General features: G+C 71.2%; 17 protein-coding genes and 1 tRNA gene. 12 read left to right on the top strand and 6 right to left on the bottom strand.

Annotated elements, in window-relative coordinates; all coding sequences use genetic code 11:
• Nucleotides 1–241 precede the first annotated feature (241 nt).
• The 9 genes from ACZ619_RS04100 to ACZ619_RS04140 all read left to right on the top strand — a co-directional run bounded on the left by ACZ619_RS04100 (nt 242) and on the right by ACZ619_RS04140 (nt 10,270).
• The gene (locus tag ACZ619_RS04100) at nt 242–2,536 is read left to right on the top strand and encodes an FdhF/YdeP family oxidoreductase (protein WP_469593809.1); all 2,295 of its coding nucleotides are present in this window, start codon (nt 242–244) and stop codon (nt 2,534–2,536) included.
• An 88-nt stretch (nt 2,537–2,624) separates the two neighbouring features.
• Nucleotides 2,625–3,110 carry a PaaI family thioesterase gene (locus ACZ619_RS04105; RefSeq protein WP_469593812.1) on the top strand — a complete coding sequence of 162 codons (486 nt, stop codon included), beginning with the start codon at nt 2,625–2,627 and terminating at the stop codon, nt 3,108–3,110.
• 64 nt (nt 3,111–3,174) lie between these two features.
• Nucleotides 3,175–3,582, top strand: a complete 408-nt coding sequence (locus tag ACZ619_RS04110) for a hypothetical protein (protein WP_469593814.1) — start codon at nt 3,175–3,177, stop codon at nt 3,580–3,582.
• Complete coding sequence (locus tag ACZ619_RS04115) at nt 3,579–4,214, top strand: Tat pathway signal sequence domain protein (protein WP_469593817.1); 636 nt, start codon at nt 3,579–3,581, stop codon at nt 4,212–4,214. Before ACZ619_RS04110 ends, ACZ619_RS04115 begins: the two co-directional genes overlap by 4 nt.
• A gap of 306 nt (nt 4,215–4,520) precedes the next feature.
• On the top strand, nt 4,521–5,753 hold the full coding sequence (locus ACZ619_RS04120) for a branched-chain amino acid ABC transporter substrate-binding protein (protein WP_469593818.1): 1,233 nt from the start codon (nt 4,521–4,523) through the stop codon (nt 5,751–5,753).
• Nucleotides 5,754–5,866: 113 nt separating this feature from the next.
• Nucleotides 5,867–6,799: a branched-chain amino acid ABC transporter permease gene (locus ACZ619_RS04125; RefSeq protein ID WP_469593821.1), complete on the top strand. Its 933-nt coding sequence runs from the start codon at nt 5,867–5,869 to the stop codon at nt 6,797–6,799.
• Nucleotides 6,800–6,804: 5 nt separating this feature from the next.
• On the top strand, nt 6,805–8,649 hold the full coding sequence (locus ACZ619_RS04130) for a branched-chain amino acid ABC transporter permease (RefSeq protein ID WP_469593824.1): 1,845 nt from the start codon (nt 6,805–6,807) through the stop codon (nt 8,647–8,649).
• A 5-nt stretch (nt 8,650–8,654) separates the two neighbouring features.
• On the top strand, nt 8,655–9,557 hold the full coding sequence (locus ACZ619_RS04135) for an ABC transporter ATP-binding protein (protein ID WP_469593826.1): 903 nt from the start codon (nt 8,655–8,657) through the stop codon (nt 9,555–9,557).
• Nucleotides 9,554–10,270 (top strand): ABC transporter ATP-binding protein, encoded by a 717-nt coding sequence (locus ACZ619_RS04140; protein WP_469593828.1) that lies wholly within the window; start codon nt 9,554–9,556, stop codon nt 10,268–10,270. Before ACZ619_RS04135 ends, ACZ619_RS04140 begins: the two co-directional genes overlap by 4 nt.
• A gap of 76 nt (nt 10,271–10,346) precedes the next feature.
• Here the strand turns inward: ACZ619_RS04140 and ACZ619_RS04145 are convergent, their stop codons facing one another.
• Nucleotides 10,347–11,003 (bottom strand): ANTAR domain-containing response regulator, encoded by a 657-nt coding sequence (locus tag ACZ619_RS04145; RefSeq protein WP_469593831.1) that lies wholly within the window; start codon nt 11,001–11,003, stop codon nt 10,347–10,349.
• A gap of 100 nt (nt 11,004–11,103) precedes the next feature.
• On the opposite strand from ACZ619_RS04145, the gene ACZ619_RS04150 reads away from it, so the two are divergent.
• Nucleotides 11,104–11,181, top strand: a tRNA-Leu gene (locus tag ACZ619_RS04150).
• Between the two features lie 64 nt (nt 11,182–11,245).
• On the opposite strand, the gene pyk is transcribed toward ACZ619_RS04150, so the two are convergent.
• Both pyk and ACZ619_RS04160 read right to left on the bottom strand, forming a co-directional pair.
• Complete coding sequence (gene pyk / locus ACZ619_RS04155) at nt 11,246–12,682, bottom strand: pyruvate kinase (protein WP_469593834.1); 1,437 nt, start codon at nt 12,680–12,682, stop codon at nt 11,246–11,248.
• Nucleotides 12,683–12,832: 150 nt separating this feature from the next.
• Nucleotides 12,833–13,534: an SIMPL domain-containing protein gene (locus ACZ619_RS04160; protein WP_469593837.1), complete on the bottom strand. Its 702-nt coding sequence runs from the start codon at nt 13,532–13,534 to the stop codon at nt 12,833–12,835.
• Nucleotides 13,535–13,683: 149 nt separating this feature from the next.
• On the opposite strand from ACZ619_RS04160, the gene ACZ619_RS04165 reads away from it, so the two are divergent.
• Nucleotides 13,684–15,501: a bifunctional metallophosphatase/5'-nucleotidase gene (locus tag ACZ619_RS04165; protein ID WP_469593839.1), complete on the top strand. Its 1,818-nt coding sequence runs from the start codon at nt 13,684–13,686 to the stop codon at nt 15,499–15,501.
• A gap of 43 nt (nt 15,502–15,544) precedes the next feature.
• On the opposite strand, the gene ACZ619_RS04170 is transcribed toward ACZ619_RS04165, so the two are convergent.
• Together ACZ619_RS04170 and ACZ619_RS04175 are read right to left on the bottom strand one after the other, a co-directional pair.
• Nucleotides 15,545–16,957, bottom strand: coding sequence for a lysine N(6)-hydroxylase/L-ornithine N(5)-oxygenase family protein (locus ACZ619_RS04170; protein ID WP_469593842.1), 1,413 nt, complete (start codon nt 16,955–16,957; stop codon nt 15,545–15,547).
• Entirely contained in the window at nt 16,954–18,309 is a 1,356-nt protein-coding gene (locus ACZ619_RS04175) for a pyridoxal phosphate-dependent decarboxylase family protein (RefSeq protein WP_469593844.1), read from the bottom strand. Before ACZ619_RS04175 ends, ACZ619_RS04170 begins: the two co-directional genes overlap by 4 nt.
• A gap of 220 nt (nt 18,310–18,529) precedes the next feature.
• Between ACZ619_RS04175 and ACZ619_RS04180 the strand changes: the two genes are divergently transcribed.
• A complete protein-coding gene (locus ACZ619_RS04180) occupies nt 18,530–19,075 on the top strand; it encodes a GNAT family N-acetyltransferase (protein ID WP_469593847.1) in 546 nt (181 codons plus the stop codon).
• 75 nt (nt 19,076–19,150) lie between these two features.
• On the opposite strand, the gene pepN is transcribed toward ACZ619_RS04180, so the two are convergent.
• Entirely contained in the window at nt 19,151–21,634 is a 2,484-nt protein-coding gene (pepN, locus tag ACZ619_RS04185) for an aminopeptidase N (protein WP_469593849.1), read from the bottom strand.
• Nucleotides 21,635–21,681: the final 47 nt, after the last annotated feature.

Consider the following 21,681-nt stretch of genomic DNA (forward strand, 5'->3'; position numbering starts at 1 on the left):
GGCCATCCCGCACGAGGTCCGGCATCCCCGCAGAGCGTCGGCGATCCCCGGCACGACGTCGGTCAGCCCCGCCCCGTGTTGGCCACCCCCGCACCGTGTCGGCTGTCCCCGCCACGGCGTCGGCCGCTCACGACCTGCGTCGGTCGTGCACGGCTCAGGTCGGTCGGCCTCGATTCGTGTCGGGCAGGCGTGCGAGGATCGGAGGTAGAGGCAGTGCTGCCGGTGTGAGGGAGAGCGTGCGATGGCCACGAAGCCGCCGAGCGAGGACCCGGTTCAGGACGCGCCGCGGGTCGCGGAGCCCGAGCACGCCGCGGCGGGCCTGCCCGCGATCGGGCACACGCTGCGCATCGCGCAGCAGCAGATGGGCGTGAAGCGCACCGCGCTGACGCTGCTCAGGGTCAACCAGAAGGACGGCTTCGACTGCCCGGGCTGCGCCTGGCCGGAGCCCGACCACCGGCACGCGGCCGAGTTCTGCGAGAACGGCGCCAAGGCCGTCGCCGAGGAGGCCACCCTGCGGCGGGTGACACCCGAGTTCTTCGCCGCGCACCCGGTCGCCGACCTGCGGCACCGCAGCGGCTACTGGCTCGGCCAGCAGGGCCGGCTCACCCACCCCATGTACCTGCCCGAGGGCGCCGAGCACTACGAGCCGGTCGGCTGGGAGCGGGCCTTCGACATCATCGGCGAGGAGCTCGCCGCCCTCGGCTCCCCCGACGAGGCCGTCTTCTACACCTCGGGCCGCACGAGCAACGAGGCCGCGTTCCTCTACCAGCTCTTCGCGCGCGAGCTGGGCACCAACAACCTGCCGGACTGCTCCAACATGTGCCACGAGTCCTCGGGCTCGGCGCTGAACGAGACGATCGGCGTCGGCAAGGGCAGCGTCCTGCTGGAGGACCTCTACCAGGCCGACCTGATCGTCGTCGCCGGGCAGAACCCGGGGACCAACCACCCCCGGATGCTCTCCGCGCTGGAGAAGGCCAAGGCGAACGGCGCGCGGATCATCAGCGTCAATCCGCTCCCGGAGGCCGGTCTGGAGCGGTTCAAGAACCCGCAGACCCCGCAGGGCATGCTGAAGGGCGCCGCGCTGACCGACCTGTTCCTGCAGATCCGCCTCGGCGGCGACCAGGCGCTGTTCCGGCTCCTCAACAAGCTCGTCCTGGAGACCGGGGGAGCCGTCGACGAGGAGTTCGTGCGCGAGCACACCCACGGGTTCGAGGAGTTCGCCGCCGTCGCCCGGGCCGCCGACTGGGACGAGACGCTGGCCGCGACCGGCCTGGGCCGCGCGGAGATCGAGGAGGCGCTGCGCATGGTGCTCGCCTCCGAGCGCACGATCGTCTGCTGGGCCATGGGCCTCACCCAGCACAAGCACTCGGTGCCGACGATCCGGGAGATCGTCAACTTCCTTCTGCTGCGCGGCAGCATAGGCCGCGCCGGCGCGGGCGTGTGCCCGGTCCGCGGCCACTCGAACGTGCAGGGCGACCGCACGATGGGCATCTTCGAGCGGCCGTCCCCGGCGTTCCTGGACGCCCTGGAGAAGGAGTTCGGTTTCGCGCCGCCGCGCGAGCACGGCTTCGACGTCGTCCGGGCCATCCGCGCGCTGCGTGACGGGGAGGCGAAGGTCTTCTTCGCGATGGGCGGCAACTTCGTGTCGGCCAGCCCGGACACGGAGGTCACGGAGGCGGCGATGCGGCGGGCGCGGCTGACCGTGCACGTGTCGACGAAGCTGAACCGTTCGCATGTCGTGACGGGCACGCGGGCGCTGATCCTGCCGACGCTGGGCCGTACCGAGCGCGATCTGCAGGGCGGCGGCGAGCAGTTCGTGACCGTCGAGGACTCGATGGGCATGGTGCACGCCTCCCGGGGGCGTCTGGAGCCCGCGAGCCCGCATCTGCTGTCGGAGCCGGCGATCGTGTGCCGGCTGGCGCGCCGGGTGCTCGGGGAGGGCGGCAGTACGCCGTGGGAGGAGTTCGAGAAGGACTACGCGACGGTCCGTGACCGTATCGCGCGCGTGGTCCCCGGTTTCGAGGACTTCAACGCGCGCGTGGCGCACCCGGGCGGCTTCGCCCTGCCGCACGCCCCGCGCGACGAGCGCCGTTTCCCGACGGCCACCGGCAGGGCGAACTTCACGGCGGCGCCGGTCGAGTACCCCGGCCTGCCCGAGGGCCGGCTGCTGTTGCAGACACTGCGCTCGCACGACCAGTACAACACCACGATCTACGGCCTGGACGACCGCTACCGGGGCATAAAAAACGGCCGCCGGGTGGTCCTGGTGCACCCGGAGGACGCGCGGGCGCTGGGTGTGGCCGACGGGTCGTACGTGGACCTGGTGAGCGAGTGGAAGGACGGTGTGGAGCGCCGGGCACCGGGCTTCCGGGTCGTGCACTACCCGACGGCCCGGGGCTGCGCGGCCGCGTACTACCCGGAGACCAATGTGCTGGTGCCGCTGGACGCCACCGCGGACACCAGCAACACCCCGGCCAGCAAGTCCGTCGTGGTCCGCCTGGAGAGCGGCGTGCGGGGGCCGGCGGGCACCGTCTGAGCATCCGCTCAGCCCGTCTGGAAGAATCGGCGACCGACTGAGCGTTTGCTCAGGAGAGAGTCAGCCGTACCACGAACGGAGCCGGTCCATGGGTGAGCAGCAGCATGTGAAGTTCCCGCCGGGGGTCATCGACGAGTACGCGGCGCTCGGCGTCGACCTTCAGGCCCTGTTCTCGGCGGGCCACCTCGGCACCCGCATGGGCGTGCAGATCGTGGAGGCCTCGGCGGACCGGGTCGTGGGCACCATGCCGGTGGAGGGCAACACACAGCCGTACGGGCTGCTGCACGGCGGCGCCAGCGCGGTGCTGGCGGAGACCCTGGGCTCGGTCGGGGCGATGCTGCACGGCGGCAGCTCGAAGATCGCGGTCGGGGTGGACCTGAACTGCACGCACCACCGCGGGGTCCGCTCCGGCCTGGTCACCGGCGTGGCCACGCCGGTCCACCGGGGGCGCTCCACGGCGACGTACGAGATCGTGGTCAGCGACGAGGAGGGCCGCCGGGTGTGCACGGCCCGTCTGACCTGTCTGCTGCGCGACGTCGAGGGCATGACGCCCCCCGCGCCCGTCGAGGGCTGACGCGCTCCGTGCCGCCCGGCACCGGACCATTGCTCCGCGCCGTCCGCGCCCGTAGCTTCGGGGCATGGGACGGCGAGGAGGCGGCCTGCCGGGGCTGACCGCACTGGGGCTCGGGCTCGCCCTGCTGGCCGGCTGCGGCGCTTCCGGCACCTCCGGCCGCGCCCCGGCCGGTTCCGTGTCCGCCGCCTCGCCCTCCGTGCCCCCCGCCGCCACCTCCGCCGCCGGGCTGTGCGCGTCGATCGTCGCGCACTGGTCGCGCGAGGTGCTCGACAGCGACACCTACGGCGACTACCAGTCGATGGGGCTGTCCAACGGGCAGTACGCGATCCTGCGGGACGTCGTGGACGCCGCGCGGGCCGTGAAGCGCCGTCAAGGGGCCACCGCGGCCGACCGGTTGATCGACCGCCGGTCGCGCGCCGCCTGCACCGAGCGGTACCGCCACGGCACTCCGACGGGAGGCCCCTGGCGATGAGCGCGAGCGGGACGGACGGCGCGGGCGGCGCGCGCGGAGCGAGCGGCATCGGCCCCGTCGAACCCGGCGAGGGCACCCGCGCGCGGGAGGCGCCGGACAGCGCCGGGGCGACCGTTCCCGCTCCCCCGCACCGCGCCCGCCGCCGCTCCCTGCTCCTCGCGCTGGCCACGGCCGTCGCCGTGCTCGCCGGCGCCGGCTACCTGGTCGCGAGCCGCCCGCGGCCGCCGGAGCCGCCCGAAGTCCCCTACCCGGCGCAGACGGTGGCGTTCGCCTTCCTGGGCGGCCGGGCCACTCCCCCGGGCGCCCCGCCCCGCAGCTTCAGCTTCGCGGTGCGCATGATCGTGTCGGGAGGGCCGCCGGTCACGGTACCCAAAGTGACCCAGCCCTATACCGGCCTGACCCTCACAGAGGCGCCCAACGCCCCCTTTCGGACAAAAGAGGGCTCACCCCGGGAGATCACGATCACTATGCATGTGACCGATTGCGGAAGAGTTCCGAAAAATGCCGGACTTCCTTTCCTGGACGTAACTCTGCGTAATACCCGCGCAATACAAGTGCAGAGTTTCATCCTGGGGTCACGCTACGCAGCGCACCTCTCGCACGCCCTGAAAGCCGCCTGCCGCACCAGTTAGCAATCGCTTTCTCGTAATCACCAAAACCCCCGAGACGCCTGATGTGACCGCGGCGGGTCCTGCGGGTTCTCACCATGCGGACGGGGCGAATCGGCCGGAATTCCACTCTTCTCCGCACGGTGTACCGCTCTGCATTACCTCGTGTCATAACAAGAGCGTCACAGCATTGGTCAGACCCTCCTCCCCATTCCCCGCACCCGCCTAGAGTCACGGCCAGTCACGGCGCCGTCGGATTACCCCTTCGACCGGAGCGCGCGACTCGACCGTTTCCACGGGGATGCGGTTGTTCAGGGGAAAGGACTGATCGTGCGTCAACGTTCGCTCATCGCCATCACCGCCGCGCTGGCAGCGGGAGCACTCACCCTCACCGCCTGCGGTTCGCGAGACAGCGGCGACAAGGGCTCCGACTCCGGCGGCACCACCGTCACCATCGGCGTCGACGCCCCACTGACCGGCGACCTGTCCGCGCTCGGCCTCGGCATCAAGAACTCGGTGGACCTCGCGGTCAAGCAGGCCAACAAGAAGAAGTACGTCGACGGCGTCACCTTCAAGATCGAGGCCAAGGACGACCAGGCCCAGCCCTCCTCCGGCCAGGCCAACGCCACCGCCTTCGTCGGCGACGACAGCGTCTACGGCGTGGTCGGCCCGCTGAACTCCTCCGTCGCCCAGTCGATGCAGAAGGTCTTCGACGACGCCAAACTGGTCGAGGTCTCGCCGGCCAACACCAGCCCCGACCTGACGCAGGGTGCCAACTGGCAGACGTCCAAGTCGCGGCCGTACAAGTCGTACTTCCGTACCGCGACCACGGACGCCATCCAGGGCCCGTACGCCGCGCAGTACGTGTACAACACGGCGAAGCTGACCAAGGCCTTCATCATCGACGACAAGAAGACCTACGGCGCCGGCCTCGCCGCCACCTTCACCGACGAGTTCAAGAAGCTCGGCGGCAAGGTGGTCGGCACCGAGCACATCAACCCCGACTCCAAGGACTACTCCGCGGTCGCCACCAAGGTGAAGAACTCGGGTGCCACCGTGGTCTACTACGGCGGCGAGTACCCGCAGGCCGGTCCGCTGAGCAAGCAGATCAAGGCCTCCGGCGCGAAGATCCCGCTGGTCGGCGGCGACGGCATCTACGCCGACGACTTCCTCAAGCTGGCGGGCTCCGCCGCCGACGGCGACCTGGCCACCTCGGTCGGCGCCCCGGTCGAGACCCTCGACTCCGCCAAGGAGTTCGTCGCCAACTACACGGCGGCCGGCTACAAGGAGGCGTACGGCGCCTACGGCGGTTACTCCTACGACTCGGCCTGGTCGATCATCGAGGCCGTGAAGAAGGTCGTCGACGACAACAACGGCAAGCTGCCGTCCGACGCCCGCGCGAAGATCACCGCCGCGGTGCAGAACGTCTCCTTCGACGGTGTGACCGGCAAGGTCTCCTTCGACGAGTACGGTGACGCGACCAACAAGCAGCTCACCGTCTACAAGGTCACGGGCGGGGCCTGGAAGGCTGCCACCTCGGGCACGTACACGCCGAGCAGCTGACCCTCACCCGCACGCAGCACCGAGCCGCGCGGGGCGCTGTTCCACTGGCGCCCCGCGCGGACTCGCATCCGACCTCATTCGTCGAACATTCCGAACGTCTCGGAGGACATGCGGTGAACGAACTGCCGCAGCAGCTGGTCAACGGCCTGCTACTGGGATCCATGTACGGGCTGGTCGCCATCGGCTACACGATGGTCTATGGCATCGTCCAGCTCATCAACTTCGCCCACGGCGAGATCTTCATGACCGGCGCCTTCGGCGCGCTCACGGTCTACGCGTACGTACTGCCCAGCGGCACCTCGATGTGGATAGCACTGCCGCTGATGCTGATGGGCGCGATCATCGTGGCCGTCCTGGTCGCCGTCGGAGCGGAACGGTTCGCCTACCGCCCGCTGCGCACCGCCCCACGTCTCGCCCCCCTCATCACCGCCATCGGCCTCTCGCTGGCCCTGCAGCAGGCGGTGTGGGCCTGGTACCCCGAGGCGAAGTCCGCCCGCACCTTCCCCACCATCCCGGGCGGCCCCTTCGACATCGGCAACGTCACGATCCAGACCGGTGACATCTTCCTGGTGGTCGTGGCCCCGCTCAGCATGGCCTTCCTCGCCTACTTCGTGATGCGCACCCGGACCGGGCGCGGCATGCAGGCGACGGCCCAGGACCCGGACACCGCGCGCCTGATGGGCGTCAACACCGACCGGATCATCGTGATCGCGTTCGCGCTCGGTGCCGCCTTCGCCGCCGTCGGCGGTGTCGCCTACGGCCTCAAGTACGGCCAGATCGACTTCAAGATGGGCTTCCTGCTCGGTCTGAAGGCGTTCACGGCGGCCGTTCTCGGCGGTATCGGCAACATCTACGGCGCCGCGCTCGGCGGCCTCGTCCTCGGTGTCGCCGAGGCCCTGTCGACCGCCTACATCTCGGACATCCCCGGCATGGACAAGTTCGGCAGCCAGTCCTGGGCCGACGTCTGGGCGTTCGTACTCCTCATCCTCGTACTGCTGTTCAGACCACAGGGTCTGCTCGGCGAACGCGTCGCGGACAGGGCGTGACACCGATGACCACAGAGACCACCGCATCCGAGACCCCCGAGACCCCGGACACCACGGGTGCCTCGGCGCCCGCGGCGTCCGGTCTGATCGGACTGCCGGCCCCGCTCGGCCGGGCCCTCGCCACCGGTGGCGGCGTCCTCGCCGTCGCCTCCACGTTCATGTCGTGGACCTACACCTCCGAGTTCCCCGGTGACCTCACCGTCTACGGCTACCCGGGCGGGCTCCAGATCCTGGTGCTGATCGGCGGCGTCCTCACCGTCCTGTTCGGCCTCGCCTCCTACGGCGTCCCCTGGCTCTCCTGGCTGACCCCCGGCAGCGCCGACAGCGCGCTGAAGATGGCGTCGCTCGGCACCTTCGGCACCGCCTGGTACACCGTCGCCGCGATCAGCGTGGAGCTGGGCGGCGTGGTGAACCTGGACCCGGGCGGCTTCGTCGTCGCGATCGCCACGCTGGTCTCCGTGATCGGCGCGCTGGCCCTGCCGTTCGAGCGGCCGGAGCCCGACCCGGTCGACCCCGACGACACCGGCTGGGAGCTGTTCAAGCACAAAAGCCGGCAGAACTGGGACACCTTCCGCGCGGCCTTCGCCCCCAAGCCCCCGGCGCCGCCGGCCGGCCCGCTGGCGCCCTGGGTGGAGATCCTGGTCATCGTCGCGGCGATGGCGGTCGGCCTGCTCGTCTTCAGCTACGGCATCAGCACCTCGTACGACGAGCTGTTCATCGGCTTCCTGATCACCGCCGGCTTCGGTTTCGCCGCCCTCTCCAAGGCCGGGATCGTGACCCGGGTCTCGGCGATCACCGCGAAGCACCGGAACATCACCATGACCGGCGCCTTCCTGGCCGCCGCGGCCTTCCCGTTCACCCAGTCCAACGACCAGTACGCGACGATCGGCGTCTACATCCTGATCTTCGCGACCGTCGCGCTCGGCCTGAACATCGTCGTCGGCCTCGCCGGCCTCCTCGACCTCGGTTACGTCGCGTTCCTCGGCGTCGGCGCCTACACGGCGGCCCTGGTCTCCGGTTCGCCGTCCTCCCCGCTGCACGTGCAGTGGCCGTTCTGGGCGTCGGCGCTGCTCGGCGCGGTCGTCGCCATGATCTTCGGTGTGGTGATCGGCGCCCCGACCCTGCGGCTGCGCGGCGACTACCTGGCCATCGTGACCCTCGGCTTCGGTGAGATCTTCCGGATCACCGTCCTCAACCTGGACGGCACCTCCGGCCCGGACGTCACCAACGGCTCCAACGGCATCTCCTCGATCCCGAACCTGGACATCCTCGGCTTCGACTTCGGCGCCGAGCACCAGATCCTCGGCGCCACCATCGGGCGGTTCGCCAACTACCTGCTGCTGATGCTGATCATCACGCTGATCGTGGTCATCGTCTTCCGGCGCAGCAGCGACTCCCGCATCGGCCGCGCCTGGGTCGCCATCCGCGAGGACGAGACCGCCGCGCTCGCCATGGGCATCAACGGCTTCCGGGTGAAGCTGATCGCCTTCGCCCTGGGCGCCTGCCTGGCCGGCCTCTCCGGTTCGGTGCAGGCGCACGTCACCTACACGGTGACGCCGGAGCAGTACCAGTTCGCCTACGTCGTCCCGCCCAACTCGGCCTTCCTGCTGGCCGCGGTGGTGCTCGGCGGCATGGGCACCATCTCGGGTCCGCTGGTCGGCGCGTCCCTGCTCTACCTGATCCCGGCCAAGCTCCAGTTCCTCGGCGACTACCAGCTCTTCGCCTTCGGTGTCACGCTCATCCTGCTGATGCGCTTCCGCCCGGAGGGCCTCATCCCCAACCGGCGCCGCCAGCTCGAGTTCCACGAAGACGCGGAAGCGCCCGCCGTCCTCACCAAGGCAGGGGCCTGACCACGATGACCACGGAAACAACCGTCCAGGACGCCGCCCCCGGCGAGGTCGTGCTCGACGCACGCGGCGTGACCATGCGCTTCGGCGGCCTCACCGCCGTGCGCGGTGTCGACTTCACCGTCCGCAGCGGCGAGATCGTCGGCCTGATCGGCCCCAACGGCGCCGGCAAGACCACCTTCTTCAACTGCCTCACCGGTCTGTACATCCCCACCGAGGGCGAGGTCCGCTACAAGGGCCAGGTGCTGCCGCCGAAGTCCTTCAAGGTCACGGCGGCCGGCATCGCCCGCACCTTCCAGAACATCCGGCTCTTCGCCAACATGACGGTCCTGGAGAACGTGCTGGTCGGCCGCCACACGCGCACCAAGGAGGGCCTCTGGTCCGCCCTGCTGCGCGGCCCCGGCTTCCACCGCGCCGAGGCGGCCTCCCGTGAACGCGCCATGGAGCTCCTGGCGTTCGTGGGCCTGGAGAAGAAGGCCGAGCACCTCGCCCGCAACCTGCCCTACGGCGAGCAGCGCAAGCTGGAGATCGCGCGGGCGCTGGCCAGCGAGCCGGGGCTGCTGCTCCTGGACGAGCCGACGGCCGGCATGAACCCGCAGGAGACCCGCGCCACCGAGGAACTGGTCTTCGCGATCCGCGACAAGGGCATCGCCGTCCTCGTCATCGAGCACGACATGCGTTTCATCTTCAACCTCTGCGACCGGGTCGCCGTGCTGGTGCAGGGCGAGAAGCTCGTCGAGGGCGACAGCGCGACCGTGCAGGGCGACGAGCGGGTCGTCGCCGCCTACCTCGGCGAGCCGTTCGAGAACGCGCCCGGCGACGAGGAGGCCGCCGAGGTCGAGGCGGCGGAAGCCGCAGCCGAGGCCGACACCCCGTCCGACGCCGTGCCCGGCAAGGAGAACGACCGATGACCGCACTGCTCGAAGTGGAGGACCTGCGGGTCGCCTACGGCAAGATCGAGGCCGTCAAGGGCATCTCCTTCAAGGTCGAGGCCGGCGAGGTGGTCACCCTCATCGGCACCAACGGGGCCGGCAAGACGACCACCCTGCGCACGCTGTCCGGGCTGCTCAAGCCGGTCGGCGGGCAGATCCGGTTCAACGGCAGGTCGCTGAAGAAGGTCCCGGCCCACCAGGTGGTCTCGCTGGGCCTCGCCCACTCCCCCGAGGGGCGGCACATCTTCCCGCGCATGACCATCGAGGACAACCTGCGTCTCGGTGCGTTCCTGCGCAACGACAAGCCGGGCATCGAGAAGGACATCCAGCGGGCCTACGACCTCTTCCCGATCCTCGGTGAGCGGCGCAAGCAGGCCGCGGGCACCCTCTCGGGCGGTGAGCAGCAGATGCTGGCGATGGGGCGGGCGCTGATGTCCCAGCCGAAGCTGCTGATGCTGGACGAGCCGTCCATGGGTCTGTCGCCGATCATGATGCAGAAGATCATGGCGACGATCGCGGAGCTGAAGTCGCAGGGCACGACGATCCTGCTGGTCGAGCAGAACGCCCAGGCGGCGCTCTCGCTGGCCGACCAGGGGCACGTCATGGAGGTCGGCAACATCGTGCTGTCGGGGACCGGCCAGGACCTGCTGCACGACGAGTCGGTGCGCAAGGCGTACCTGGGCGAGGACTAGCGCCCGGGTCCGGAAGGAACGACGAGGCCCGCGCCCCTGTCCCCGGGGCGCGGGCCTCGTCGTGCGGGTGCGGGGGTCAGCCCTTGCCGGACTTCTTCTCCTCGCTGTCCGCGATGACGGCCTCGGCGACCTGCTGCATGGACATGCGGCGGTCCATGGAGGTCTTCTGGATCCAGCGGAACGCGGCCGGCTCGGTGAGCCCGTACTCGGTCTGCAGGACGGACTTGGCGCGGTCGACGAGCTTGCGGGTCTCCAGCCGGAGGGTGAGGTCGGCGACCTCCTTCTCCAGCTCCTTCAGCTCGGTGAACCGCGAGACGGCCATCTCGATGGCGGGCACGACGTCGCTCTTGCTGAACGGCTTGACCAGGTAGGCCATGGCACCGGCGTCGCGGGCCCGCTCGACGAGGTCGCGCTGCGAGAAGGCGGTGAGCATCAGGACCGGGGCGATGCGCTCCTCGGCGATCTTCTCGGCCGCGGAGATGCCGTCCATCTTGGGCATCTTCACATCGAGGATGACGAGGTCCGGCCGGTGCTCACGGGCGAGCTCGATGGCCTGCTCGCCGTCACCGGCCTCGCCCACGACGCTGTAGCCCTCTTCCTCGAGCATCTCTTTGAGGTCGAGCCGGATCAGTGCCTCGTCCTCGGCGATGACGACACGGGTCGTCAGCGGCGGCACGTGCGACTTGTCGTCGTCGGGCGTGTCTACGGGCTGGGGTGACTCGGGGGCGGTCACGGGGGCTCCTCGTTCCGGGCGTCGGTACTGCTGACAAGAGCCTACCTAGCTACGGTAAAGTGGACGCGCGGAGGGTCAGGGATAACCTTGGATTCTTCGAGCCCCGGTAGCCCAATTGGCAGCAGGCAACGGATTCAAAACCCGTACAGTGTCGGTTCGAGTCCGACCCGGGGCACCACTCCTTGGATTCCAAGGTCACAACATTAGGCGGGCGTCCACGTTCTCGTGGGCGTCCGCCGCTGTCATTCGGGGCTGTCGTCCTCGCCGATGTGGTGGACGCGGACCATGTTGGTCGAGCCGGAGACACCGGGCGGGGAGCCCGCGGTGATGACGACGACGTCGCCCTTGGCGCAGCGGCCGTACCTGAGGAGCAGTTCGTCCACCTGGTCGACCATCGCGTCGGTGGAGTCGACGTGCGGGCCGAGGAAGGTCTCGACGCCCCAGGTGAGGTTGAGCTGGGAACGGGTGGCCGGCTCCGGGGTGAAGGCGAGCAGCGGGATCGGCGAGCGGTAGCGGGAGAGCCGGCGGACGGTGTCTCCCGACTGGGTGAACGCGACCAGGAACCGGGCGCCCAGGAAGTCGCCCATCTCGGCGGCGGCCCGGGCGACCGCGCCGCCCTGGGTGCGGGGCTTGTTGCTCTCGGTCAGCGGCGGCAGCCCCTTGGCGAGGAGGTCCTCCTCGGCCGCCTCGACGATCTTCGCCATGGTGCGCACGGTCTCGGTCGGGTACTTGCCGACGCTGGTCTCGCCGGAGAGCATCACCGCGTCGGTGCCGTCGATGACCGCGTTGGCCACGTCGGAGGCCTCGGCGCGGGTGGGGCGGGAGTTCTCGATCATCGAGTCGAGCATCTGGGTGGCGACGATGACCGGCTTGGCGTTGCGCCGGGCGAGCTTGACGGCGCGCTTCTGGACGATCGGCACCTGCTCCAGCGGCATCTCCACGCCCAGGTCGCCGCGGGCGACCATGATGCCGTCGAAGGCGGCCACGATGTCCTCGATGTTCTCCACGGCCTGCGGCTTCTCGACCTTGGCGATCACCGGGAGGCGGCGGCCCTCCTCGTCCATGATGCGGTGGACGTCCTCGATGTCCTTGCCGCTGCGCACGAAGGACAGGGCGATCACGTCGAAGCCGGTGCGCAGCGCCCACCGCAGGTCGGCCTCGTCCCTCCCGGAGAGGGCGGGGACGGAGACGGCGACGCCGGGGAGGTTGAGGCCCTTGTGGTCGGAGACCATGCCGCCCTCGACCACCGTGGTGTGCACCCGGGGGCCGTCGACGTGGGTGACCTCCAGGCAGACCTTGCCGTCGTCGACGAGGACGCGCTCACCCGGGGTGACGTCGGCGGCCAGGCCCTGGTACGTGGTCCCGCACTGGTGGCGGTCGCCCTCGGCGCCCTCCTCCACGGTGATGACGAAGGTGTCGCCGCGTTCGAGGAGTACGGGGCCTTCGGTGAAGCGGCCGAGCCGGATCTTCGGGCCTTGAAGGTCGGCGAGGAGGCCGACGCTGCGGCCGGTCTCGTCGGAGGCCTTGCGCACCCGCCGGTAGCGCTCCTCGTGCTCGGCGTGACCGCCGTGGCTGAGGTTGAATCGGGCGACGTCCATACCGGCCTCGACCAGTGCCTTGATCTGGTCGTACGAGTCGGTGGCGGGCCCCAGAGTGCAGACGATCTTCGCTCGGCGCATGCTTCGAGCCTAGGCCTTACCGGCGGGTAGAGATTTGGCCGTACATGACGACCCAACAACCTTTGGGTGAAGGCCTCTTGACAAGTGTTGAATTGTGCGACAGGCCGCTCCTATGAGCATCTCGCAGGTGTTGAACGCGGCGCCCCCGGGTCAGAGCTCCGGCGGCGCCATGGTGAACCGCGCGGCGACCTGAGCGGTCACCCGTAGCCGCGGGGGCTCCAGATCGAGGGGTTCGGCCGGCTCGGCGGCCTCGGCATGGGCCGCCATCCTGCGCACCCCGCGGTCGAAGGCGGCCCGGGACGGCCGCGGCCCCTCGCCACCGGTGTCGGCCAGTTCGACGAGGGCGGCGAGCGAGGTGCCGAGGGCGCTCGCGTACTCGCGGGCGCGCCGCACCGCCTCGGTGACGGCCCGCCGCCGGGCCTCGCCGTGCACGGGCGAGTCCGGGCGCAGCGACCACCAGGGGCCGTCGATCCGGGTCAGCTCCAAGTCGGCGAGCCGGGTGGCGAGTTCGCCGAGAACGGTGAAGTCGGTGAACTCTGCGGCGAGTTGGACCCGCCCGTGGTAGCTGCGGACGCGCTCGCCCCGGCCGCGCTCGGCGAGTTCGGGCGCGACGGAGAAGGCCCCGGTGGACAGCTGCGCCACCGCGTCGCCGTACGACCTGACCAGGTCGAGGGCGGTGGCGTTGCGGCGGGTGAGGTCGTCCAGGGCCGAGCGGCGGTCGCGGCCCCGGGCGCTGACCGTGATGCCGATCCGGGCCAGTTCGGGCTCGACCTCCAGTTCGGCCTCACCGCGGACGACGAGGAGCGGGGCGTCGGGGGTGCCGGCCGGCCGGTGTTCCGCGGGTGAGGTCATACGCCCCACTCTGTCACGGCTTCGGGCCTTGCGGGCCTACGAGTTCACCGTTGCGGTCACCAGATCGAAACCTGCCGGACCTGTTGCCGTCGCCATGTTCGGGCCAGAATCTACGCGCGTCGTTGACTGTTTTCCGAGGAGATCCAGACATGGCCTTGAACCGCCGGAAGTTCCTGAAGAAGTCCGCCGTGACCGGTGCGGGAGTGGCGATCGCGGGTGCGGCGGCGGCCCCGGCCGAGGCCGCGCAGTCCGCCGCGAAGCACGCTCCCAAGCCCGTCAAGCAGCCCAAGCGGTACTCCCTGACCGTCATGGGCACCACCGACCTGCACGGTCACGTCTTCAACTGGGACTACTTCAAGGACGCGGACTACTCCGACACGGCCGGCAACGCGATGGGCCTGGCGCGCATCTCGACCCTGGTCGGCAAGGTCCGCGAGGAGCGGGGCCGCCACAACACGCTGCTGCTGGACGCCGGCGACACCATCCAGGGCACCCCGCTGACGTACTACTACGCCAAGGTCGACCCGATCACCGCCAAGGGCGGCCCGGTGCACCCGATGGCGCAGGCCATGAACGCGATCGGGTACGACGCGGCCGCGCTCGGCAACCACGAGTTCAACTACGGCATCGAGACCCTGCGCAAGTTCGAGGACCAGCTGCACTTCCCGCTGCTCGGCGCCAACGCGGTCGACGCGAAGACCCTCAAGCCCGCCTTCCCGCCCTACTTCATGAAGAAGTTCCACGTCCCGGGCGCCCCGCCGGTCAAGGTCGCCGTCCTCGGCCTGACCAACCCGGGCATCGCGATCTGGGACAAGGCCTACGTCCAGGGCAAGCTGGCCTTCCCCGGCCTGGAGGAGCAGGCCGCGAAGTGGGTGCCCAAGCTGAAGGCGATGGGCGCCGACGTGGTCGTGGTCTCGGCCCACTCCGGCTCGTCCGGCACCTCGTCCTACGGCGACCAGGTGCCCTACGTCGAGAACGCCGCGGCGAACGTCGCCAGGCAGGTGCCGGGCATCGACGCGATCCTGGTCGGCCACGCGCACGTGGAGATCCCGGAGCTGAAGGTCACCAACGACGCCACCGGCAGGACGGTGGTCCTCTCCGAGCCGCTCTGCTACGCCGAGCGCCTCACCCTCTTCGACATCGAGCTGGTGTTCGGCAAGGGCCGGTGGGAGGTCGAGTCGGTCTCCGCCTCGCTGCTCAACTCCAACACCGTCGCCGACGACCCGAAGATCACCAGGCTGCTCTCCGACGAGCACGCGAAGGTCGTCGCGTACGTCAACCAGGTCGTCGGCACCGCCACCGAGACCCTCACCACGGTCGAGGCCCGCTACAAGGACGCCCCGATCATCGACCTGATCACCAAGGTCCAGGAGGACGTGGTCAAGGCGGCCCTGGCGGGCACCGAGTACGCCTCGCTGCCGGTGATCGCGCAGGCCTCGCCGTTCTCGCGGACGTCCGAGATCCCGGCCGGCGACGTCACCATCCGGGACCTGTCGAGCCTCTACGTCTACGACAACACGCTGGTCGCCAAGTTGCTGACGGGCGCGCAGATCCGCGCGTACCTGGAGTACTCGGCGGAGTACTTCGTCCGCACGGCCGCGGACGCCACCGTCGACACGGAGAAGCTGACCAACGCGAACAGCCGCCCGGACTACAACTACGACTACGTCTCGGGCCTCCAGTACGAGATCGACATCGCGCAGGCGGCCGGATCCCGGATCAGGAACCTGACCTACGGCGGCGCCGCCCTCGACGACACGCAGCAGTTCGTGCTCGCCGTGAACAACTACCGGGCCAACGGCGGCGGCGCGTTCCCGCACGTGGCCACGGCCAAGGAGCTGTGGTCGGAGTCGACGGAGATCCGCACCCGGATCGCGGAGTGGGCGACCGCCAAGGGCGTCCTGGACCCGAAGGACTTCGCGTCGGTGGACTGGCGGCTGACCCGCGACGGCACGCCGGTGTTCTGACGGGGATGCGGGGCGCCGGTCCGCATGGACCGGCGCCCCGCGCTCAGTCGGCCAGCGGGGTGAGCTGCCTCGTGCGCTGCCGGTCCTGCGTCGGCACCCGCTCCCCCGGCTGCTCCAGCCCGAAGCTGGTGAAGGCGGTGCGGGCGGGCAGCGGATAGGGGTCCTTGCCGGTCAGGGAGTTGAGGATGGTGGCGCTGCGCCAGGCGGCCAGGCCCAGGTCGGGGGCGCCGACGCCGTGGCTGTGGAGTTCGGCGTTCTGGACGTACGCCGATCCGGTCACCGACGGGTCCAGGACGAGCCGGAACCGCTCGTCCACGCGCGGGCGTTCGCTGCTGTCGCGGCGCAGATAGGGGTCGAGCCCGGCGAGCAGCCGGCCGAGCGGGCGTTCGCGGTAGCCGGTGGCCAGCACCACGGCGTCGGTGGTGAGCCGGGAGCGGCCGCCCTGCTGGACGTGTTCGAGGTGGAGCTCGACCTTGGTGGTGGCGATCCGGCCGGCCGTGCGGACCTGGACGCCCGGGGTGAGGACGGCGTCGGGCCAGCCCCCGTGCAGGGTGCGGCGGTACAGCTCGTCGTGGATGGCCGCGATGGTGTCGGCGTCGATGCCCTTGTAGAGCTGTCCCTGGGAGCGGACGAGCCGGTCGCGGACGGGCTCGGCGAGGGCGTGGAAGTAGCGGGTGTAGTCGGGCGTGAAGTGCTCCAGGCCGAGCTTGGAGTACTCCATGGGCGCGAACGCCTCGCCGCGGCCGATCCAGTGCAGCTGCTCCCGGCCGGCCGGGCGGTTGCGGAGCAGGTCGAGGAAGACCTCGGCGCCGGACTGCCCGGAGCCGACGACGGTGACGTGCCCGGCGGCGAGGAAGGCCTCGCGGTGGTCGAGGTAGTCGGCGGCGTGCACGACGGGCGCCCCGTGCGCCTCCACCAGCGGCCGCAGCGGATCGGGCACGTAGGGGACGGTGCCGACCCCGAGCACCACGTTGCGCGTGTAGGTGCGGCCGAGTGCCTCGGCCTCCCCGTCGGCGTCGAGCTGGGTGAAGTCGACCTCGAACAGGTCGCGTTCGGGGTTCCAGCGGACGGCGTCGACCTGGTGGGAGAAGCGCAGTCCGGGCAGGTTCCCGGCGACCCAGCGGCAGTAGGCGTCGTACTCGGCACGCTGGATGTGGAAGCGCTCGGCGAAGTAGAACGGGAAGAGCCGGTCGCGGCTCCTGAGGTAGTTGAGGAACGACCACGGGCTGGTGGGGTCGGCGAGAGTCACCAGGTCGGCGAGGAAGGGGACCTGGAGGGTGGCGCCGTCGATCAGCAGCCCGGGGTGCCAGTCGAAGCCGGGGCGCTGTTCGTAGAAGACGGCGTCGAGTTCGGCGAGCGGCCGGGCGAGGGCGGCGAGGGAGAGGTTGAACGGGCCGATGCCGATGCCGACCAGGTCGCGGGGTGCTTCGGGCTCGTGGTGTGGGGGGGTGGTCATCTGGGGGTCGGTCCTTCCACGAGTTTCAGGAGAGCGGCCAGTTCGTCCGGCCGGGTGTGGGGGTTGAGGAGGGTGGCCTTGAGCCAGAGCCGGCCGTCGAGGTGGGCCCGGCCGAGCACGGCCCGGCCGTCGTGCAGCAGCCTGCGGCGCACGTCGGCGACGTCGTCGTCGGTCGCTCCGGCGGGGCGGAACAGCACCGTGCTGAGGTCCGGCCGGTCGTAGAGCTCGAAGCCGGGGTGCTCGCGGACGAGGGAGGCGAACTCCCGGGCGCGTGCGCACACCTGGTCGACCAGCGCGCCGAGGCCGGAGCGCCCCAGGGTCTTGAGGGTGACCGCGATCTTGAGGATGTCGGGGCGGCGGGTGGTGCGCAGCGAGCGGCCGAGCAGGTCGGGGTAGTCGGCCTCGGTGTCGTCGGCGGCGTTGAGGTAGTCCGCGCGGTGGTGGAGCGCGCCCAGCTCGGCCGGGCGGGCGACCGCGAGGAGGCCGGCGGCGACCGGCTGCCAGCCGAGTTTGTGCAGGTCGAGGGTGGCGGTGTGGGCGCGCTCCAGGCCGGCGAGCTTCTCCCGGTGCCGGTCGCTGAAGGCGAGGCCGCCCCCGTAGGCGGCGTCGACGTGCAGCCGGGCGCCGTGGGCGGCGCACAGGCCGGCGATCTCGGGGAGCGGGTCGATGAGGCCGGCGTCGGTGGTGCCGGCGGTGGCGGCGACGAGGAGGGGCCGGGGCAGGCGGGTGAGGGCGTCGTGGAGGGCGGCGGGGTCGAGGACGCCGCTCGGGGCGGGGACCACGACGGGGTCGGGCAGGCCGAGCAGCCAGGCGGCACGGGGCAGCGAGTGGTGGGCGTTGGCGCCGCAGACCAGCCGGACGCCGCCGAGGGCCTCGCGGGCGAGCAGCAGGGCGAGCTGGTTGGACTCGGTGCCGCCGGTGGTGACCACGGCGTCGGAGAGGCCGATGGTGCGCGCGAGGGTGCGGGTGACCAGGGCTTCCAGGGCGGAGGCGGCCGGGGCCTGGTCCCAGGAGTCCAGGGAGGGGTTGAGGACGCTCGCGGCGAGGTCGGCGGCGGTGGCGACGGCGAGCGGCGGGCAGTGCAGATGCCCGGCGCACAGCGGGTCGGCGGGGTCGGCGGCGCCTTCGGCGAGGGCGGTGACGAGGGTGCGCAGGGCGTCGGGGTCGCCGTCGTGCGGGAGTACGTCTCCCACGGCGTCCGCGACCCGCTCGGCGACCGCCTTCGGCCCGCCCGCGGGCAGCGGTCCGCCGCGCGCCCGGCCGCCCTCGCGGAGGGCGTCGAGCACGGTGTCGAGCAGGGGACGCAGGGCGTCGGGTCCCTGGGGTCCGGAGGCGAGGGGCGGCGTGCTCATGGGCTCTCCTCGTGGCGCTGGCCGAAGTGGGCGGTCCGAAGGGGGTTGTCCGCGGGGGGAGTTCCAGCTTGTACGGGATCGGGTCTGCGCGCCCACGAAGCTCAACGATCGGAACCCGAAAGTGGGTACTGCCGTGCGGGGAAAACATGTCGGGGCCCGCGGCCGGGCGTCCCTGTCCCGGGCGTTGAGGCGGCGGCTGACCGGGGTTAACGTCGGTCGGGTGGTTGACGCGTGGATGATCGACGTGCCCGGTGAGCGGGTGCTGGTACGGGAGCCGCTGCCCTCGGACGAGGCGCCGCTGCTGGAGCTGTTCGAGGCGTGCGAGGACTGGTTCGTGGCGGCGACGGGGCTGCCGTCGGGGCCGGGCGACGTGCAGAGCCTGTTCTACGGGCTGCCCGAGGGCGCCCGTCCGGAGGACAAGGTGCTGCTCGTGCTGGAGCGGGACGGGGCCGTCTCGGGCCTGGTGGACGCGGTACGGGACCATCCGGCGCCCGGCGCGGTCTCGGTCGGGCTGTTCCTGCTGGCGCCCTGGGCGCGCGGCCGGGGCCTGGGACGGGCGCTCGCCGAATCGCTGCTGGCGCACGCGGAGGGGGTGTCCCTGGTGACCGCGTCCGTGCCGCCGGGCTGGCGCTCGGGCGAGCGCTTCCTGGAACGCCTCGGCTTCACCCTGGGCGCCCAGGCCCCGAGGACGGACGAGGTGGGCAACCGCAGGGCGGGTCCCCGGGAGGGCGGCGTGCGCAGGGCGGAGCTGCGGCTCGCGCGCTGAGGGCCGCAGACGCGCGGGCCCGTGGGAGCGGCGGCCGGTCCCCGCGTCGTCGGGGCCGGCCGCGTGCGTGGCGTCCTACGCCTCGCGGACCCGCAACGCCCTTTCCAGGTCGTCGAGTTCGTCGGTCAGCCGACGGCGCAGGGCGGTGACCGGCTCGGCGTCGCGCAGGCAGGCGCGGCCGAGGCCGAGGTTCTCGGCGTCCACGGCGTGGGCGGGGAAGGCGTCGCGGCCGACGACCGCGGCGATGGCGGGGCCGCGGCGGGCGGCGACGGCGGGCACGTCCTGGTAGTAGCGCGGCACGTACTCGCGGACCAGGTCGGCCTGTTCGGGGTGCCAGAAGCCCTGGGCGGTGGCCGTGAACAGGTAGTTGGACAGGTCGTCGCCGGTGAACATCGCCTCCCAGGCCGCGCGCTTGGCCTCGGGGTCGGGCAGCGCGGCCCGGCAGCGGGCGGCGCCCTCCTGGCCGCTGGCGCTGGGGTCGCGCGCCAGCTCGGCGGCGATCTGCTCCTCGTCGGTGGCGCCGAGGACGGCGAGCCGGTCCAGGATGCGCCAGCGCAGCTCGGGGTCGAGCTCGGGGCCGCCGGGCACGGTGCCCTCGGCGAGCCAGGCGGCGATGGTGTCCGGGTGGGCGGCGGCGCGGATGAAGTACCGCACGGCGATCAGCCGCAGGCCGGGGTTGTCGCCGTCCTCGGTGCGCCGGATGAAGTCCCGGCACAGGGCGGAGAGGGTGGCGAGGGCGGCCGGGCGCTCCTCGGCCGTGAGGTAGCGGTCGACGACGTGGACCGAGGCGAAGGCCAGTACGCCCTGTACGAGGGCGAGGTCGGTCTCGTGCGGGAGGTGGGCGCGGGCGGTCTCCAGGTAGGCGCCGGCCGGGAGTTCGCCGTCGCGGACCGCGTCCCGCAGGGCGTTCCACACCACCGCGCGGGTGAGCGGGTCGGGCAGGCCGGAGAGGCCGGTCCGGAGGGCCGCGGCGGACTCGGCGTCGAAGCGGATCTTGGCGTAGGTCAGGTCGCCGTCGTTGAGCACGAGCAGCGCGGGGCGCTTGCCGAGGGCCTGCGGGGCGGCCTGCGGGATGTCGAGGTCGATGCGCTCGCGCAGGGTGAGCCGGCCCTCGTCGGCGAGGTCCTGGTCGTAGACGCCGACGCTGACGCGGTGCGGGCGGCTGCCGGTGCGCTCGACGGTGAGGGTGCGGGTGCCGTCGGGGGCGGTGGCGAGGACCGGGGTGAGGGTGTCGACGCCGGTGGTGCGCAGCCAGGTGTCGGCCCAGGCGTGCACGTCGCGTTCGGTGGCGGCGGCGAGGGAGTCGATGAAGTCGGCGAGGTCGGCGTTGGAGAACCGGTGCCGCTGGAAGTGGATGTTGATGCCGGCGAGGAAGTCCTTCTCGCCCGTCCAGGCGACCAGCTGGCGCAGCGCGGAGGCGCCCTTGGCGTAGGAGATGCCGTCGAAGTTGAGCAGGGCGGCGGCGGTGTCGCCGACGGCCTCGGGGGCCACCGGGTGGGTGGAGGGGCGCTGGTCGGCGTCGTAGCCCCAGGCCTTGCGGGCGACGCCGAAGTCGACCCAGGTGTCGGTGAAGCGGGTGGCCTCGGTGAGGGTCTGGTAGCCCATGTACTCGGCGAAGGACTCGTTCAGCCAGATGTCGTCCCACCAGCGCAGGGTGACCAGGTCGCCGAACCACATGTGGGCCATCTCGTGGGCGACGACCATCGCGCGGGTCTGCCGCTGGGTGTCGGTGACGGCCGAGCGGTAGACGAACTCGTCGCGGAAGGTGACCAGGCCCGGGTTCTCCATGGCGCCGGCGTTGAACTCGGGGACGAACGCCTGGTCGTAGGAGTCGAAGGGGTAGGGCTCCTCGAACTTCTCGTGGTAGCGGTCGTAGCACGCGCGCGTGATGTCGAGGATCTCCTCGGCGTCGGCGTCGAGGTAGGGCGCGAGGGAGCGGCGGCAGTGGATGCCGAAGGGCAGTCCGCGGTGCTCGGTGCGCACGGAGTGCCAGGGGCCGGCGGCGACGGCGACCAGGTAGGTGGAGATCAGCGGGGTGGCCGCGGCCCGCCAGCGGCCCTCGCCGAGGTGCTCGGTGACCCCGTTGGCGAGGACGCTCCAGCCCTCGGGGGCGGTCACGGTCAGCTCGAAGACGGCCTTCAGGTCGGGCTGGTCGAAGGCGGCGAAGACGCGCTGCACGTCGTCCATGAACAGCTGGGTGTAGACGTACGTCTCGTCGTCCGAGGGGTCGGTGAAGCGGTGCATGCCCTCGCCGGTGCGCGAGTAGCGCATCGTGGCGTCCACACGCAGCTCGTGCTCGCCCGCGGTGAGGTGCTTCAGGGGCAGCCGGCCCTGGTCCAGCAGTGCGGGGTCGAGGGACTGTCCGTCGAGGGTGACGGCGCGCAGCTCGGCGGGCTTCATCTCGACGAAGGTGTCGCCGTCTGATCGGGCCGTGAACCGGAGCACGGTACGGGAGTCGAAGGTCTCGTCCCCGGTGGTCAGGTCGAGGTCGATCGTGTAGCGGTGGACGTCGAGGAGCTCTGCGCGGCTCTGCGCTTCGTCGCGAGTCAGTACGGACATGCGGGCCATGCTGCCCGATGACAGGGACGACGCACAGGGGCAGGAGC

The sequence above is a fragment of the Streptomyces sp. NPDC104367 genome (assembly GCF_055583825.1).

What these genes read in the sequence shown, in the direction of transcription:
- ACZ619_RS04100 (WP_469593809.1), top strand. Translation starts at nt 242, where the DNA reads ATGGCCACGAAGCCGCCGAGCGAGGACCCGGTTCAGGACGCGCCGCGG.
- ACZ619_RS04105 (WP_469593812.1), top strand. Translation starts at nt 2,625, where the DNA reads ATGGGTGAGCAGCAGCATGTGAAGTTCCCGCCGGGGGTCATCGACGAG.
- ACZ619_RS04110 (WP_469593814.1), top strand. Translation starts at nt 3,175, where the DNA reads ATGGGACGGCGAGGAGGCGGCCTGCCGGGGCTGACCGCACTGGGGCTC.
- ACZ619_RS04115 (WP_469593817.1), top strand. Translation starts at nt 3,579, where the DNA reads ATGAGCGCGAGCGGGACGGACGGCGCGGGCGGCGCGCGCGGAGCGAGC.
- ACZ619_RS04130 (WP_469593824.1), top strand. Translation starts at nt 6,805, where the DNA reads ATGACCACAGAGACCACCGCATCCGAGACCCCCGAGACCCCGGACACC.
- ACZ619_RS04135 (WP_469593826.1), top strand. Translation starts at nt 8,655, where the DNA reads ATGACCACGGAAACAACCGTCCAGGACGCCGCCCCCGGCGAGGTCGTG.
- ACZ619_RS04140 (WP_469593828.1), top strand. Translation starts at nt 9,554, where the DNA reads ATGACCGCACTGCTCGAAGTGGAGGACCTGCGGGTCGCCTACGGCAAG.
- pyk (WP_469593834.1), bottom strand. Translation starts at nt 12,682, where the DNA reads ATGCGCCGAGCGAAGATCGTCTGCACTCTGGGGCCCGCCACCGACTCG.
- ACZ619_RS04160 (WP_469593837.1), bottom strand. Translation starts at nt 13,534, where the DNA reads ATGACCTCACCCGCGGAACACCGGCCGGCCGGCACCCCCGACGCCCCG.
- ACZ619_RS04165 (WP_469593839.1), top strand. Translation starts at nt 13,684, where the DNA reads ATGGCCTTGAACCGCCGGAAGTTCCTGAAGAAGTCCGCCGTGACCGGT.
- ACZ619_RS04170 (WP_469593842.1), bottom strand. Translation starts at nt 16,957, where the DNA reads ATGACCACCCCCCCACACCACGAGCCCGAAGCACCCCGCGACCTGGTC.
- ACZ619_RS04175 (WP_469593844.1), bottom strand. Translation starts at nt 18,309, where the DNA reads ATGAGCACGCCGCCCCTCGCCTCCGGACCCCAGGGACCCGACGCCCTG.
- pepN (WP_469593849.1), bottom strand. Translation starts at nt 21,634, where the DNA reads ATGTCCGTACTGACTCGCGACGAAGCGCAGAGCCGCGCAGAGCTCCTC.